Source organism: Mesorhizobium sp. M0478 (assembly GCF_040321305.1).
In the GTDB taxonomy this organism is placed as follows: domain Bacteria; phylum Pseudomonadota; class Alphaproteobacteria; order Rhizobiales; family Rhizobiaceae; genus Mesorhizobium.
In genome coordinates this window covers 1-16,323 of sequence record NZ_JAMYRH010000015.1, presented here as the reverse complement: position 1 = coordinate 16,323, position 16,323 = coordinate 1, and the positions used below count along the sequence as shown (strand labels likewise).

Here is a 16,323-nt window from a genome sequence, read left to right as displayed (position 1 = left end):
CCAAAACCTATCCAAAGCCAACCGCCAAAGAGTCATAATCTCTGTGCAGGGTGTTAGACGCTGAGCTCGTGAATGGCCTGGGTAGGAGTGGCGGCAACCCACCCTCGCTCTTCCCGCCAATTGTCGGTGAGGTTCGCGAAACGCGAGAGGCTGAAGGAGCCGAGATCCGCAAAGCTGCAGCGGCCGTAGCGGAGCAGTTCCATGATCGCCCGCCCCGCGGCCGGCGACAGCCCGAACCCTACAGACGACATGGTGGCCACCACCGCGTTGTCGACGCTCGCAAGGCGATCGATGATCGGCCGACCGTCCGGCGTGCATTCGATGAAGCCGGCCCACGACCGGATGACCCGTGCGTGAGACGACAGCGGCAGGAGTTCGGCAACCCTTTTCGCGATGCTGCGAATGAGCGGCGATCCGCTCTTCGGTACACCGGCAGCGGGCGCGCAAGGGAGCCATTCATACGGCCCCCCACCACAAGGTTGCCCCGTAGCGTCTGCCGGCCATAGAGCCCGTTGCCGTCCACATTGGTGAAAGGCATCAGCGGCAGGGGTTCGGTGAGCACCATTTCGGCGCGGGCCGAGGCCACAGGAACGATCTCGTCAAGCTGTGCCGCCATCGCCCCGCTATTGGGGCCCGTCGCAAGAACCACAGCATCACACGCGAAACTGCCGCTCGCGGTCTCCACCTCGACAATTCGGCCGTTGCGCACGCGAAAACCCGTCGCGCTCGTCTGTTGAATGATACGTCCGCCTAGGTCGTCAACCGCCCAGGCCTAGGCCTGCAGCGTCCTCAGCGGATTCATGTGGCCGCCGCCATGGAAATACACGCCGCCAAGAGCATCGGTGCCGGCCAGCGGCACGAGTTCGGCAAGCTGCCTGGCATCGAGCCGCTCGACACGACAGCCAACATGCTCGGCGGCGTAGATGGACGATTTCAGCGCGGAAAGCTGCGCCTCGGTTCGAACGATTTTGAACCGACCCGGCCGGAACTCGGTCGGATAGCCCAAAAGCTCGTTCATATGCGGCCAGAGAGCTTCGGCTTCCGGGAAGAGCGGGCTGTAAAACGCTCCTGATCCGCCGCCACTGCGCCCGGAGGCTTCACTTCCGATCACGCCAGCTTCCAACACGATGACCTTGATGCCATTGCGCAGAAGCCACCAGGCCGCGCTCAAGCCGATGACGCCGCCGCCGACGATGACAACCTCGGCGCCGGGAGCGACGGAACTGCTTCGAGCACGGGGAGCCGGTGCGACCAGATCCCAGTGCGGCTTGTATTGGTCGGGAATGTCGAACCATTCCACCCAGTTCTGGGTGATGCTGGCGGGCTCATGGTCTTCTGCCAGCACCGACAATGGGACCGGCCGGACGGGAAAGCGATAGGACGCCAAGCCCGATTCCGAGACATCGCGTCTCAGTTCGTACGCAAGCATTTCAGAAATCTGCTCGCGGCACCGGCGCCCTTGGCAGGGGCCCATTCCGGCGCGCGTGACCCGTTTCAGTTGGTCCTGTAGCAGAACGCCGCCCTTTGCCAGACGGGCGAGCCCGCCTTCCCGGGCCGCCAACACCGGCACATGGCGCTGCGACCTGGCGGAACCGATATCGTCCGCCGTCACTTCTTCGCACTGGCAGACACAGTTCTCTGCCATTTGCGAATGCAAGGCAGCGATCCACGCTGCCTTGTTGCGGTCTCCATTGCCCGGAACCAACGGCGTCATGCCGTTAGGCAACGACAATGTCGCGCAGGCCGCTACGATGCCTTCGACCGCGAACCTTGCCTCCTGCCGGGCGATTTCGGGATCGCCGGATTTGAGCTGGCTCGTGCCGGCACAGTCGCCAATGGCATAGACGCCGGGAAGCGTGGTCTCGAATGTCGTCCTCAGAACCGGCACAAAGCCGCTGCGGCCCGGATCGAGCCGCATCTGCGCGCCGGCTGCCGCCAGAAGCTCGATGTTCGGCACCGAGCCGATTGCGTTAATGACGGTATCGCAGGCGAGGGTTCTGGGCGCGGAGCCGTTGCGGCCATCCACTTTCAACGCTGTCACACCTTCGATATCACTTTCGACACCTGCGGGAATGACGTTGAGCAGGACGGGAACCTGACGCTCCGCCATCTCGGCCATGAAGTCCGCTCCGCCACGAGGAAAGGCTTGCGCCTCGATGACGGCGGCGACACGAATACGGGCGGCCTGCGCCTGTCTCACGATGAGAAGGGCTTCGGTGCCCGACCCAATGACGACGGCCGTCCTCGCCTTGAGCGCGGCATAGCGGTTGATCAGCAGGGCCGCGGCCGCGGCACCCATGACACCCGGCGTTTCCCAACCCGGAAAGGCAAGGCAGAAGCGGCACCCGGTTGCCAATATGGCGTTCTTGAATCGGATGATGCGAATTTTGCCATGCGTCTCCACCATGGCGAGCCTGCCCGGAAGCCACGCCAGACTTGGCCCCTTGGTGTAGATGCCGAGAACGGAGGTAGCGAGATCGATGTCGATCCCTTCCTCAAAGGCGGCCTCGAAATTTGAGGCAATCGTCTGGATGAGATCGCGGGTATTTGCTACTTCCTGGCCGTAACGGCTGCCGAAATAATATGGCACATCCATGCCGAACAGCAGCGGATCGATCGGGTTCTCGTCGACGAGATGGACTGAGATACCTGATTTCGCGGCGAGGATTGCCGCTTTAACCCCGGCGATGCCCGCCCCGACAACGAGCAAATCCGTGTCGACATACACTCGGATGTCCTTGTCCTGAACCGAACTGGGGTCAGCTACATTAGCCAATTCTGCCTCCCCTAATGAAACGTCTGTTTCATATTTCAATTTGTGAATGTAATGGTTCACGGCCACAAATTGAAGTCAACGGGATTGAAGCGACCGGGTCGGCTGTTTGCTTCAATTTCTTGACGACAGCCTCAGTTCAGCGACGCATTCCGAACCGCTAGTGGTGCGAATAATGAGTTCAACGACTATTTAAACTTTAAAACAGAAAATACAAAACCTTAATAAATCTTTGATTTTAAAAACCACGCGCTATATGCAAGGATGGTTCGAAGTCAGAAATCACTAGAAAATGGGGTAATGTCGAGATGGACAACCAATTTTTATTATCAGGTCTTCATTCTCACTTCAGTGAAGATTACTTGCATTTTGCTGACTTTGTAAACCCCCCTGAGAGAAGTGACCGGGAGGCTGGAGCAATTTGGGAGCTTCTGTCCCTTAAACAAGGAAGCTCAGTTCTTGAACTTGGATGCGGTTATGGGCGGATTACCAACAGGTTGGCAGAAAAAGGAGCGCGGGTAGTCGGACTTGATCTCTCGCCGATCTTGCTTAAAAAGGCCGAACAAGATGCAGCTGAGCGTCGGGTAGATGTCGAATATGTGCTTGGCGACATGCGTTCACTTCCCTGGCGAGATCGGTTCGATGCCGCTTTTCTGTGGTATACGACGTTTGGCTATTTCGACGATGCGGGCAATGAGAGAGTTCTTCATGAGGCCGCTTCTTCACTTAAAAAGGACGGATGTTTGCTAATTGATCACGTCAATCGCTTCGCTTTGCTGCGCGACAAGTCGCCTGCCTGCCACGTTGTGCAGCGTAATGACGATCTTAGAATCGATATAATGACCAATGATGCGCTGACCGAACGTCTGAACTCCGAAAGGATTGTCGTTCGCAATGGCTGCGTTAGACGAACGAGTCTGTCTTTCAGGCAGTACGGGTTTCCTGAATATAGTCGCATGTTGCGAAGCGCGGGATTCGAGACTGTCGAAGCTTTTGGGCAGGAAGGCGGAATGTTTGCATCAGATGGCCCGCGCCTCGTGGTGCTCGCGCATAAGTAGTCCACGCTGGAGTAACGGCACAATTTCGTGGAACCTCAGTCCTGCTGCTACGAACTAGATGTTTGATCCCAGGCTTTGATGGCGCATACTTTTCGTCCGAATCAAAGGATGCGCTATGGGCCAGGTTCTTCATGGGAGCGCCACGACGACAGAGGCGATCCGTCGAGCGATACAGCATAGTCAAGAGAGCCTGAGGGCGCTGGCGAAGCGCTACGGCATCAATCAGAAGACGGTTAGGAAGTGGAGGAACCGGACGTCGGCCGCCGATCTTCCGACTGGCCCCAGAGATCCGAAGTCGACAGTGCTATCGACTGAGGAAGAGGCGGTCATTTCGTCGCCTTTCGGCGTTATACGCTGCTGCCACTGGACGATTGCCTCTATGCTCTCCAACCGACGATCCCGCATCTGTCGCGGTCATCCTTGCATCGCTGCCTGCAGCGTCACGGGATAGGCAGGTTGCCGGATGTCGAGGGCGACAAGCCGGCAAGGAAGAAGTTCAAGGCCTATCCAATCGGCTACTTCCATATCGACGTCGCCGAGGTCCGAACCGAGCAGGGCAAGCTGCATATGTTCGTGGCCATAGATCGGACCTCGAAGTTAGCTTTCGTCGAGCTGCACGAGAAGGCAACGACAGCGGTCTTCGCCGATTTCCTGCGCCATCTTCTTGATGCTGTCCCTTACAAGATCCACACAGTGCTTACCGACAACGGCATTCAGTTCACGACCCCAGGTGCCGGCGGCTCGGCCGTTCCGCTGATCAAGGAAGCCATGGCGGCGGGAGAAATCATATGGGCGCACGCCTTCGAACATACTTGCGCCAAGGCCGATATCGACCACCGAACGACAAAGCCAAGGCACCCATGGACCAACGGCCAGGTCGAACGCATGAACCGCACGATCAAGGATGCGACCGTCAAACGCTTCTACTACGAGAGCCATGACCAACTGCGCCAGCATCTCGCCGATTTCGTCTTAGCCTATAATTCGGCCGTCGACTGAAGACCCTCAAGGGCCTCACGCCCCTTGAATACATCTGCAAAATCTGGACAAAAGAGCCCGAACGATTCAGGCTCGATCCAACCCATCAAACCTTGGGACTAAACATTTTAAACTAACCGTACGATTGACGTCGCCGCATGAGCCGATAACCTTAACCCTGCGCTCGAGACGTCCTATCGGGTGAAGGCGTCTGTGGTTATGCCACAGGACTCAGCGAAGGATAGGCCGCCGCAGCCGGTAGGGCAGGGATGTCAGTGGCTGGCGCGCGCACGTGGCAAGCCACGACGCGCCCGTCTGGCATTGGCACCAAAGGCGGCACTTCGATGCGGCACCGCTCCACCGCGAGTGGGCAACGCGGATGGAACGCGCATCCGCTCGGCGGGTTGATCGGGCTTGGCACCTCGCCCTCAACGGGCGCCTCCAGCCGGACCCGCGTCGGATCCGGCACGGGTGCCGCCGCGATCAGCGCCTCGGTGTAGGGATGGACCGGTTTCGCGAAGAGCGCCTCGCTCGGGGCGAGCTCCACGATCCGCCCCAAATACATGACCGCGACGCGATGCGCGATATGCTCCACGACGCCAAGGTCATGCGAGATGAAGACGAAGGCGATGCCCATCTGCTGCTGGAGATCCAGAAGCAGATTCAGGATCTGCGCCTGCACGGAGACGTCAAGGGCTGACACCGCTTCGTCGGCGATGATGAGAGAGGGGTTGAGCGACAGGGCGCGGGCAATGCCGAGCCGCTGGCGCTGACCGCCCGACAATTCGGACGGAAGCCTATGCATCATCTCAGGCGACATCCCGACCTTCTGAAGAAGATCTGCGGCAAGCGCGTTGCGCTGCTTCCGGCTGAGACGCTCGAAATTCTCCACGGGTTCGGTGATGATCTGCCCGGCCGTGAGACGCGGATTCAGCGAGGAGTAAGGATCCTGAAAGACCATCTGCATCCGACGGCGCCACGCGTGAAGCACGTCCTTCTTGAGGCCTGCAATGTCGGTCCCGTCGATCAGCACGCGCCCACCCGTCGGTTCCACGAGTCGCATCAGGAGCCGCGCCACGGTGGACTTGCCACAGCCGGATTCGCCGACGATGCAAAGCGTCTCGCCCGCCTCGACGGTGAAGGATACATCCTCCACCGCCCGGATCACCGGAATTGTCTTCTTCAGGAATCCAGCACCGAGCGGATAATGCTTGGTCAGATTTTCGACTTTCAGCAGAGGACCGTTCATGCGCCCATCACCTCTTCGGCGCGCCAGCAAGCTGCGGCGTGGCTCGACCCGACATCACGCAAGACGGGCGTCTTCTCGCGGCAAATATCGATTGCGAACGGGCAGCGAGGAGCAAAACTACACCCGACAAGGGGCTCGCGCAGGCTTGGCACGATGCCGGGGATTTCCGGAAGGCGGCGCTGACGGCCGCGACGCGGGTCAGGCACCGATCGCATCAGGCCCTGGGTGTAGGGGTGCGCGGGACGCGCGAACAGATCTATCACGTTCGCTCGTTCTACGATCCGGCCAGCATACATCACGATCACGCGCTGGCATGTCTCGGCTACGACGCCAAGATCATGCGTGATGAACATCACGGCCGTTCCCGTGCGCTCTTTCAGATCGACAATGAGCCGCAGGATCTGCGCCTGGATTGTGACGTCGAGCGCGGTGGTCGGCTCGTCGGCAATCAAGAGTTCCGGCGAGCAGGCAAGGGCCATGGCGATCATGGCGCGTTGGCGCATGCCGCCTGACATTTCGTGGGGGTAATTGTTGACGCGGCGCTCGGGATCCGCGATGCGCACGAGCCGGAGCATCTCTTCGGCCTTTGCCATGGCAACGGAACGGGACGCTTTTGTGTGGATCTGCACCGCTTCGGCGATCTGGTGGCCGACCGTATAGACCGGGTTCAGGCTCGTCATCGGCTCCTGGAAGATCATGGCGATCTGGTCGCCACGGATCTTTCGCATCTCCCGATCGGACAACTCAAGCAGGTCGCGTCCGTGAAAGCGCACCTCGCCGCCGACAGTCCTGGCGGTCAGCTTCGGCAGCAGGCGAAGGATGGAGAGAGCGGTGACGCTCTTGCCGCATCCGGATTCGCCGACGACGCCGAGCGTTTCGCCTTTCTTCACCTGGAAGCTGATGCCGCCCAAGGCGCGGGTGACGCTTTCCTCGCCGTAAAAGTGCGTCGCAAGGTCGCGAACGTCGAGAAGCACATCATCCTCTGCAGATTCTCGCATCAGCATGTCAACGTCTCCGCTTTGAGCGGGGATCGAACATGTCGCGCAGGCCGTCGCCAAGCAGGTTGACGGCAAGGACTGTGACGGCAAGGCAGATACCGGGGGCGAAGATCGTCAATGGTGCGATGGCGAGATACAGGCGCGAACTGGCGATCATGTTGCCCCAGCTGGGGATCTCGGGCGGCACGCCCACGCCGAGGAAGCTCAGCCCCGCCTCCGTCAAGATCGCGCTGGCGCAAACAGTAGCTCCCTGGACCATCAGAGCTGGAATGGTGCTCGGCAGGATATGCCGCCACAGCACCTTGGGCAGGCGCGCCCCGCCGCAGAGCGCGGCCTCCACGTAGGGACGCTCGCGAACACCCAGAACCACCGAACGAACCAGCCGCGCGACGGCTGGCGTTTCGGGGATGGCGATGGCAACAATGAGGATGCCGATGCCGGGGCCCGTCAGCGAGATGAGGGCAATCGCCAGCAGGATCGTCGGGATCGACATCAGGCCGTCCATGACCCGCATGACGACGTTGTCGAAGCTGCGGCTGTAGCCGGCGATGACACCGATCAAAAGCCCAGCAAGAGCCGCGCACGCCGCCGACATCAGCCCTACCATGAGGGAGATCCGGGCGCCGAAGATCGTTCGGGCAAACACGTTCCGGCCCAGATTGTCGCTCCCGAACCACATCTCGGCCGAAGGCGGCTGGAGGCGCTTGAATGGATCCATTTTCACCGCATCGCCGGCGAAAAGTGGGGCGGCGAGCGCCAGAACGATCAACAGCGCCAAGAGCCCCCCGCCTGCTAGGACGAGCGGATGCCGCCTTGCCAGACGCGGAAGGTCAGATATTCCTAGGCGGCCCGTTGGGAGCATTTCAACCGGCGCAGTGATGAGCGTCATATCAGTACCGAATGCGTGGGTCGATCAGCGTATAGGCAAGATCGACCGTGAGGTTGATCAAGACGTACAGACCAGAAGTCAGGATGAGCACGCTTTGGATGATGGGATAGTCGCGGTTGTTGATTGCATCCACGACCAGACGACCGATACCGGGTATGTTGAACACCGTTTCCGTCAGAACGACACCGCCGATCAGATAGGCGAAGCTTATGCCGATGACGGTCAGAATGGGGACGCCGGCATTCTTCAAGGCATGGTGGAAAAGCATGGCATAGGACGAAGCCCCCTTGGCAGCGGCCGTCCGCATATAGTCTTCCGACAGCACTTCGAGCATACTGGCCCGCGTAACCCGCGCCATAAACGCGATATAACCAAGACTTAAAGCCACGGTTGGCAGGATAAGATGCACAAACCAAGGACCGAGGCCACTATCAATCGACGCATATCCCTGGACCGGAAGCCAATGCATCCTGAACGCGAAGAAGTAAATGAGAAAATAACCGATGACAAAGACAGGAACGGAATAACCAAGCGCGGAAAAGGCCGCGAGGAGCCGATCTATCAGGCCGCCAGTTCGCCACGCGGCAAGGATACCGAACGAAACCCCCCCAGTCACTGACAGGATCATCGTCAGGATCGACAGAGAAGTTGTCGGTTCAAGTCGCTGTGAGATGAGCTCAAGAACCGGTCGTCCCGCAAAGATTGACGTGCCAAAATCGCCCCTGAGCATGTCGCGCACCCAACGTAAGAACTGAACTGGCATGGGATCGTTCAGGCCCAGTTGCTCGCGTATGCCGGCGATCATCTCCGCCGTCGCCGATCTGCCGGCGATCATGGCCGCCGGGTCGCCGGGCGCCAACCTGAGTAGCAGGAAGACGAAAATCCCGACCATCGCCATGACGGCGATGGCCGAAACCATTCTGCGTAGGACGTAGACGGCCACTAGGCAGACGCCTTTTCCATGTTCCACATTGCCAAGTAGCCGCCGGGCGTATCGAGGAGACCAGTAAGCGTCTTCCGGTGCGCAATAGGTGCAATGATTTGGCCTATAAGAGCGTAACCGGCGAAGTCCCACCAAATTTTTTGCATCTTGCGGGCCAATGCCTTGCGTTCCTCCGAAGTAGGAACATTCGCCCACGTGGCCCGGAGAGCTTCGTACTCATCGTTCTTCGGCCAACCATACCAAGCCTTATCACCATTAGCGGCTAAGAGAACATTGCTGATCGGATCGCCCATAGCGAAATCGGGCCAGTCGGAGATAAATATACTCCAGCCGCCGCTCTCCACCGGTCCCTTGTTTGACCGACGTGTGGCTAGACCGCCCCAGTCGCTCGGAGCAAGCTCAGCGTTCACTCCAATGTTGCGCAATGCGCTTACCAGCAGTTGGCAGCCATTGCTTACTGACGCCCAATCGGTCGGCTGCAGGATAACGACCTTTTCGCCTGCATATCCGGCCTCCTTGAACAACTGTTTCGCTTTTTCTGGATCGCCCCCTTTTTTGAACCAAGCTGTATTTTCGTCATTTGAAGCAGGCGTATCGTTCCCGAACATCGAGGTCGCCGTGCGGATATATTTTGGATCACCATACATTCCGCGCAGCATAGCCTCTTGATCGATCAGAAGAACGATGGCCTGCCGCGCTTTGATATTGTTGAAAGGCTTTTGCAGGCAGTTCATCCGCACGAATGCAACATTTCCCGACTTATTGAGCACCTGAAGCTCAAGATCGGGGTCGCCTTCTACTGCCGGGTAAAGGTCTGCGGGGACATTCGTAGAAAAATCCACCTCGCCAGCCTGCAGTGCCGCGAAAGCAGTCTGCTGATCGGCTATATTGTTCCACATTACACGATCTACTTTGGCGATTTTTCCCCCGGCGTATGCAGAAGGAGTTTCCTTTCGTGGCACGTATTTCTCATTGCGGTCATAAGTGACAACATTACCTTGCTTCGTAAGAGCTTCATTGAACTTGAATGGCCCGGATCCGATGTTCGCAGTAACCTGCTCGGTAGCGGGACGGTTCGCGTCCTGCTCGCGCATGACAAAAAGGAACTGGCCTGAGGCTGATGCTAAAATATCGATCAAAAGGCCCAGCGGTTCCTTTAGAGCGATGGTGAAGGTCTTGTCGTCGTTTTTCGAAATATCCTTGGCCCGCCGTAGGAGCAGTTGCCCGCCCGCATCCACTTGCCCCCATCGCCGGATCGAAGCGACACAATCGGCCGCAGTGACAGGGCTGCCGTCATGCCAGCCTAGCCCGTCCCGGAGCTCGAATGTATAGGTCCTCTTGTCGTCGGATACCTCCCACTTTTCGATCATTTGGGGCTGTGGCGTAAACCTGGAATCTAAGGCAAAAAGCGTGTCGTAAATCGCTAAGCCATGCTCTTGGGTAATGTTTGCAGTCGAGGCGACCGGATCGTAGATGCGAAGGTCCTCTTTCACCATGCGCACAGTCCGGGCGTCAGCGGGAGAAGTCTGCGCCCGAACGATTGATGGGATCGCAAACGCCGTTCCGGCGGCCATTCCGGCCTTAACAAAGGTGCGTCTACAAATTGTCATGCTGGTTCCTCCCTTTGGGTTGAAACAAACGTTGCATATTTCTCCTCATGAGTCAAATGTGGCTTGGGTGCGCTATGGTTCGCGCCCGACGAGAGAACTGTTTCCCGGTTTCCATTCGACCGCGCCCTCCGGACGTTCAAACTGGGCCCCAAATGCTGGCGGGCTCGCGAGCGCCGCCAAAGACTTTAGCCTCGGGCGATCTCCTGCGGGGCAAGCAGCAAGCGCATCACCACCAAACGATGAAAGGCCAAGTCGGGTCTGTCCTCCAGGCCGCGGGCAACGTGACAACGGCGTCGCGGCTATTTGCCTACCGCGCATGTTGTGTCCGAAGCCTGACAAGAATGTCCGAAACCCGACCGAAGAGTTTGCTTGGGCTAGGGCCCTGCTACCGAAAAAATGGTGCAGTGCAGACCGATGCTAGTCCGGCACGCAACTTGCATCGACGTTGATGTCAGCAGTACCTTCAGTGATATTGGACCAGCTCTCGCCTTTCGCGCTTTCCCTTGACAGTCCGTTATAAACCGAAGGGCGCCGTGGTTACCCAGATACTTGAGTTCGCGACCGGTCTCATCGCGCTGGTCTGCAGGTCGGTGGCATCGGGCAACAGCATTTCAAATCGCCTGAGACGGGCCCCGCGCCAGATGAGTAGTCGACCGTATGACCGGCTTTGCGATCTCAATCGAGTTACCTCTCGGCGGCGGCGTAGCACCTGCAGGCCCGATCCACTCCGGTCCCGCCGAGCATCGCATACTGTCGCACATCCTTCCACAAGGAGGCGGCACTAATAATAAGCCGTGAAAGAACGGCTGTATTTTCTGCTCAGCATCGGCTCTCGCGAAAGTATATATCGGAATGGATTTGCCAATCGTTAGCGCCATCAAGGACCGCTACGAGTTCCTCCCGCAGCAAATGCAGGTCGCTGCGCGTTGGTTGCTCGACCATCCGACTGAGGTCGCATTGCTGTCGATGAGAGAGCAGGCGCGCCGCGCAAGAGTGCCTCCAGCGACATTAACGCGACTTGCAAAGCGCCTTGGCTTCGATGGTTTCGACAGATTGAAAGAGATATTCGCGGACAGCATCAGGGACCGGCCGGTAAGTTTCGCGGGGCACGCGAAGAAAACACTGCCGCCACCGGACCTCGGGAGCGACGGCGTTCTGATCGGCGATACAATCAAAGCCTTGCATGGCCATCTAAGTGAGTTCGCAAACCCAGCCGTGATTGGCGCCCTGGCAGCGGCCGCCGATTTCATGGTGAAGTCACGATCTATCTTCTGCATCGGTGTCCGCTCAAGTTTTCCCGTAGCCCATCTGATGCACTATGTCGGGTCATTGCTCGGCTCGCCCACGATGCTAGTCGACGGAATAGGGGGCACGGCCAATGATGCGCTTCGGTCTATCGGTTCACGAGACGTTTTGCTGGCGGTTAGCGTTAGTCCATACAGTCGCTACACAATGCAGGTCGCCGAGTTCGCGGTCTCGCGCGGTGCGAAGCTAGTCGCATTGACCGACAGCGAGCTATCTCCGATCGCTAAACTATCGGAAATTGTGATCCGCGTTCGGACCGAAATGCCTTCGGTTTTTCACACCATGACTCCGGCATTCGCGGCGGTGGAGTGTCTCGTGGAACTGATCGCGGCCAAGCGCGGAAGCCGCGCGCTTGATGCCTTGGCGGCGAACGAAGCACATCTCGCAGCATTCGACACTTATGTCCTGCAGAGACCGCGCATGCGCTAATTCCGATCGACCGGGAGCAGTTCACAGAGCCGCTATTCAAAGGTTCATTTGGCCGGCGCTCATTTCAAGCTTCAAGGCTCGCCGACGCGCTCGAGCCGATTGTCTCGGTGCCGTTGCGGCAGATTGCCAAGGATCTTGGCCGGCGCATATGCCGGCGAGAAAGCTGCGAGTGCCCCTGGCGATCGCCGTGGCGAACAAGTTGGCGCGGGCAAACCGTCGAGGCCGTTTGCGACACAATCGGTCAAATCTTCAAAAGGGGTCAGTTAAACGAACGCCGAAATAATTTCCTCGAGCTGGATATGACCAAACTTAAAATCCTTCCGCTCTACAGGGCACAACATGCGCGCCAGCATATCGGAGCCGTGCCCCCCGCGCCGAGTGCGGAATGCCGCTGGGGTTACGGCTCTGCGAGGACCCGTCGCTATTCGGGTTCTGTTTCTCAGGATCCGATGATCGGTAAGTCGATGCAACAACCGGTCGGACCACGATGAAATTTGAGCAACGGCGGCAGCCCGTCCGCGGGCACACTGGTGAACGTGGGGTGGTCGCTGCCGGCGAGAACCACCCTCAGGCGGTAACCTGCCGGGAGACGGGCGGAGATCGGCTGTAAGGTGAACGCCAGGATAGTAGCCTTGCCCGGCGTGAGCGGTTCGGCGTCCCGTTGCAGATAGCTATGCTGCGGTCCTAGGGCGCTGAATGGTGATTCGGCCCACACCTTCCGGTGCAGGGCGCGCAACTGACCTTCGGTGAGATAACAGGATACACCGTCCGGCCTTACGGCTTCGAAATAGACGAAAAAAGAGCCGTCCTCGCGGGTCGAGGTGATGTTCAAATGGACGACAGGATGGCCAGTGATCTCAAGGTCACGCGTCAGCGGCTCGCTCATATAGGCGAGGCTACCGGCATCCAACCGTCGATGATCTCCTGCAAGATTTACGGTTGGTGCGAAATCCCACCGCGTTGGAGTTGGGTCCCCCAGCTCAGGATCGACCAGAATCGAGTCGAACCCGGTGTCATCAGGGGATGAGTTCAGGCGGGAGCCACTCCCAAAATACCAGCGTTGACGGGTTGCGAGGGGCGGCCATGAGCGGGTTGATTTCCAAACGCCTTCACCGAGGGTGTAGTAGTGGAGGAGCTTCCCATGCTCTCGGGTAACCTGGCCGTTGAAGCACAATTCGGCGAATTGGGTGTCAATTGCCTCCTGCGTCGGCGGCGCCGGAAGGATCGCCTCACCCACTTCCCGTAGCGGATCCCGGGCCCTGCCGGCGCCATGGCTCCAAGGGCCAATGATCACGGTCATCGGATTTGACTGTTGCATGAACCGGCGAATGGCCCCTTGCGCGGTTCCGCCGTCGAACCAACTCGCCCAGTTTTGGGTTGGCGTGCCCGAGTGAGAGACCCGGTCCGCTACCTCCATGATACTCCAGTCGAGCATGGAGTCTCCTGCCCAGCTGTCGGGACGATCGTCTTTAAACGTTACCTGCTGCAAGCCTTCCCAGAGGGATGGCACCCGCTCGTGCGCGCGCAACGCCGCCTCGAGGTCTGCTTCGCCCGATCCGACGGGGCGAACGCCCGGCGAGCGCTCGCCATTGGCGAGCATCCTAAGATTGCGATCCAGATCTTTGTTTTTGTTCCCCCAGTCTCGCCCGAAGGAGGCGTTTGGTACGCCGCCCGGAAAGAATTCATCTTCATAAGGATCGTAATCGGCATGCCGCGGGATGATACCCCTCAGCGCAGGATGATTTCGCTCCGCCATCCAGTCCGACGTGTTGGCGGTGTAGGACAGACCATGTCCGACGACCCGGCCCGTGGACCAGGGCTGCGAGACGATCCAGTCGAGTACTTCGCTGAAATCTAATGTTTCAGCACGCGTACGGGGATGGGGCCAAACGCCGAAGGATGCGCCTGTACCGCGAACATCTCCGACGACCACGGCGTAGCCGTGCGGGACAAACAGGTCAGCCCATTCATTGGACGGCTCTCCTTTGACGCCCCGCCAGTAGCGTGTCATCACCAGAATGGTGTTGCGCTTGGCGTTGGCGCTGTCACCCATTGGACGGGCGACATCCAATGCGATCCTCACGCCATCCCGCATGGTGAGGTACGTCGATTCGAGCGGGCCGACCTTGTGCCGTATGGGCATAGCGCAACCGATATCAACGTTTAAAACTGGTTCTAAAGGCTCCTGACGAGCGAGGCTCATGCGTATGTCCATATTGACAAGTGAGCACCGGCGCCCACTCTAAAGAAACATTTAGATCATTTGTGGAGTCGATGCAACATATGACTTTGCTGGCGAACAAGCTCCAATGCAAGGAGAGCAAAAGGTTCTGGCTGGTCGTCAAAGCCGCCCGCAAGTGCCGAGAAGGAAGAAGCGCAATTGAAGGCTGAGAAAAACAAGAAGGGCTTGGGTGCGATTCAGCAAGATCCCAGGCGCGTCCTTGGTCGAAAGGCGAATGAACGGATCGAACAGAAGGACAGCCGGCAACTCAGTGTCGTTGCTTGGCTTAAGGGGTCCCGTATTTGGATGAAAATCACCCTCACGGGGAGGGACTATTTCGGGAGGTGACGTCTATTTTCGGACGCGTTCAGCTTTCATCGTCGACCAGTGTCGCACCGAGGAACTTCATGGCGGACATTGACGGAAAGGGGAGGGAAGACGCCTCTGGCCAATCGTTGCAAGGCCCGCCGGAACGAACCGGCGGGCGAGACGGGAGGATGGAATCAGGCGGCGAGAACGGCCTTAGACTCGGCCAAGTCGTAGCCGAGCGCCTCGGCCACGGGACGGAGGGTTTCGCAATCGACAGCGGGCGAAGAAAGTGGACCCTGCCGGATCAAATGGATTAGCCAGTCCCCGGATCTTGACGTGCCTCGTAATCGGGATCGTCATTGCGCAGAAGAGCCGGCGCCCGCTGGTACTGGCATCTGCCGGACCCTTCGTAGCGAAGTCCCAGTACCGGTGTCCATCGACCCGGAAGTACCTGTTCCTCACCCACCGTGCTCATGGGATGGGTCGACTTGCCCATTTCCAGAGTATTTGCCAGATGTGCGAATCTATCGATGAGATGCTTGCTTTCGCTGGCGGTGCCACCAGATTCTCGAACGCTGACCCCTGCGGACCTGCTCGACATGATCCTGCAGTTGCTTGGCAGGACCGCCGCGCTTCCGGATCGACGGGGCGTAACTGGACTCGTAGATAACGACGTCCGGCACCCTGTGTCCGACCCCCAGCCCGAGGAAGCTCCTGTCGCAAGACGCAATGAGCCGTTTCGACCTGTTCGGCACGCAGCGCCTCGGCAGTGTGCCAAGCGCCAGATAGTAGCCGCTCAGATCCGGCGTCTGGCATACTCAAAAGCATTGCACTTGAGCTCGCGGAAAACGTCGAACGGAGCCGTCGGTCCCCTCAAGAACTCAGCGCCGATTGACTCCCTTAAAAACGTCGGGTCCCCGACATCACCTGTCGGGTTCGTCGAGTCTGCGACCCCGGTGCGGGGCGGCCTGGCATCCTGCCGCACGGAAGAATATTCTTCTTCGGCACGATCCGCCAAATCGGCACGATGTTTGCAAACATCGGTGCGAACAGCATGGCTCTCACTAAGAAATGTTTTCTTCGCCTCGTTCGGCCAATTGGCACGAGTTTTGAAACCCTCGTTGCGAGGCGGCAGCAGGTGCCGACCGGCGCGCCGCCGCTGACCATCTGCCCTACACGGAGGAACTGGCATGAACACCCTCGATCAACGGACCACACTGGAGCAAGCCGCACGAAAGCGCATCAAGGATTCCCACGCCCTCGACAGCGACGCCGATCGCTTGTCCCACTTCTATCGCGAATGGGCCAGTTCCTACGATCTGGATGTCGGCCGCGATGGGTACTGCGGGCCGATGATCGTGGCGGAACTGGCGGGCGCCGTGCAGACCGCCTATTTGGCCAAGCAGCGAGCAGCCATCTCAATCCTTGACGCCGGCTGCGGAACAGGCCTGCTCGGCATGCAGCTGGACCGCCTCGGCTTCGGGTTGATCGACGGGTTCGACCTCTCCGAGGAGATGGCCGAAAAGGCCCGGGAAACCCGTGTCTACCGCCATGTCCAAGG

The 16,323-nt window shown here is 59.0% G+C and carries 10 protein-coding genes and 2 pseudogenes; 4 read left to right on the top strand and 8 right to left on the bottom strand.

Annotated elements, in window-relative coordinates:
* Window positions 1-53: 53 nt before the first annotated feature.
* Window positions 54-365 (bottom strand): FAD-dependent oxidoreductase, encoded by a 312-nt coding sequence (locus tag NKI64_RS32195; RefSeq protein WP_502901401.1) that lies wholly within the window; start codon window positions 363-365, stop codon window positions 54-56.
* Between the two features lie 98 nt (window positions 366-463).
* Window positions 464-2,728, bottom strand: a pseudogene (locus tag NKI64_RS27025) (FAD-dependent oxidoreductase); the annotation flags it as partial.
* 353 nt (window positions 2,729-3,081) lie between these two features.
* On the opposite strand from NKI64_RS27025, the gene NKI64_RS27020 reads away from it, so the two are divergent.
* Together NKI64_RS27020 and NKI64_RS27015 are read left to right on the top strand one after the other, a co-directional pair.
* On the top strand, window positions 3,082-3,831 hold the full coding sequence (locus NKI64_RS27020) for a class I SAM-dependent methyltransferase (RefSeq protein WP_352671101.1): 750 nt from the start codon (window positions 3,082-3,084) through the stop codon (window positions 3,829-3,831).
* A 115-nt stretch (window positions 3,832-3,946) separates the two neighbouring features.
* A pseudogene (locus NKI64_RS27015) lies at window positions 3,947-4,946 on the top strand (IS481 family transposase).
* An 80-nt stretch (window positions 4,947-5,026) separates the two neighbouring features.
* Here the strand turns inward: NKI64_RS27015 and NKI64_RS27010 are convergent.
* Genes NKI64_RS27010 through NKI64_RS26990 form a run of 5 tightly spaced genes read right to left on the bottom strand, consistent with a single transcriptional unit; the run spans window position 5,027 to window position 10,498 of the window.
* A complete protein-coding gene (locus NKI64_RS27010) occupies window positions 5,027-6,058 on the bottom strand; it encodes an ABC transporter ATP-binding protein (RefSeq protein WP_352671098.1) in 1,032 nt (343 codons plus the stop codon).
* Window positions 6,055-7,056, bottom strand: coding sequence for an ABC transporter ATP-binding protein (locus NKI64_RS27005; protein WP_502901400.1), 1,002 nt, complete (start codon window positions 7,054-7,056; stop codon window positions 6,055-6,057). The genes NKI64_RS27010 and NKI64_RS27005 overlap by 4 nt, the downstream gene beginning before the upstream one ends.
* Window positions 7,057-7,063: 7 nt before the next feature.
* Entirely contained in the window at window positions 7,064-7,945 is an 882-nt protein-coding gene (locus NKI64_RS27000) for an ABC transporter permease (protein ID WP_352671092.1), read from the bottom strand.
* A 1-nt stretch (window position 7,946) separates the two neighbouring features.
* Window positions 7,947-8,888 carry an ABC transporter permease gene (locus tag NKI64_RS26995; protein WP_352671089.1) on the bottom strand — a complete coding sequence of 314 codons (942 nt, stop codon included), beginning with the start codon at window positions 8,886-8,888 and terminating at the stop codon, window positions 7,947-7,949.
* Entirely contained in the window at window positions 8,888-10,498 is a 1,611-nt protein-coding gene (locus tag NKI64_RS26990) for an ABC transporter substrate-binding protein (protein WP_352671086.1), read from the bottom strand. Before NKI64_RS26990 ends, NKI64_RS26995 begins: the two co-directional genes overlap by 1 nt.
* An 852-nt stretch (window positions 10,499-11,350) precedes the next feature.
* Between NKI64_RS26990 and NKI64_RS26985 the strand changes: the two genes are divergently transcribed.
* Window positions 11,351-12,232 carry a MurR/RpiR family transcriptional regulator gene (locus NKI64_RS26985; RefSeq protein WP_352671083.1) on the top strand — a complete coding sequence of 294 codons (882 nt, stop codon included), beginning with the start codon at window positions 11,351-11,353 and terminating at the stop codon, window positions 12,230-12,232.
* A 439-nt stretch (window positions 12,233-12,671) separates the two neighbouring features.
* Here NKI64_RS26985 and NKI64_RS26980 read toward each other — a convergent pair whose 3' ends face one another.
* Complete coding sequence (locus NKI64_RS26980) at window positions 12,672-14,435, bottom strand: CocE/NonD family hydrolase (protein WP_352671081.1); 1,764 nt, start codon at window positions 14,433-14,435, stop codon at window positions 12,672-12,674.
* A gap of 1,517 nt (window positions 14,436-15,952) precedes the next feature.
* On the opposite strand from NKI64_RS26980, the gene NKI64_RS26975 reads away from it, so the two are divergent.
* The coding region (locus NKI64_RS26975) for a class I SAM-dependent DNA methyltransferase (protein ID WP_352671079.1) at window positions 15,953-16,323 on the top strand (371 nt) is incomplete at its 3' end.

Bases quoted from the DNA above. Each gene is read 5' to 3' on its own strand.
- NKI64_RS27000 (WP_352671092.1), bottom strand. From the start codon at position 7,945: ATGACGCTCATCACTGCGCCGGTTGAAATGCTCCCAACGGGCCGCCTA.
- NKI64_RS27010 (WP_352671098.1), bottom strand. From the start codon at position 6,058: ATGAACGGTCCTCTGCTGAAAGTCGAAAATCTGACCAAGCATTATCCG.
- NKI64_RS26990 (WP_352671086.1), bottom strand. From the start codon at position 10,498: ATGACAATTTGTAGACGCACCTTTGTTAAGGCCGGAATGGCCGCCGGA.
- NKI64_RS26980 (WP_352671081.1), bottom strand. From the start codon at position 14,435: ATGAGCCTCGCTCGTCAGGAGCCTTTAGAACCAGTTTTAAACGTTGAT.
- NKI64_RS27005 (WP_502901400.1), bottom strand. From the start codon at position 7,056: ATGCGAGAATCTGCAGAGGATGATGTGCTTCTCGACGTTCGCGACCTT.
- NKI64_RS27020 (WP_352671101.1), top strand. From the start codon at position 3,082: ATGGACAACCAATTTTTATTATCAGGTCTTCATTCTCACTTCAGTGAA.
- NKI64_RS26985 (WP_352671083.1), top strand. From the start codon at position 11,351: ATGGATTTGCCAATCGTTAGCGCCATCAAGGACCGCTACGAGTTCCTC.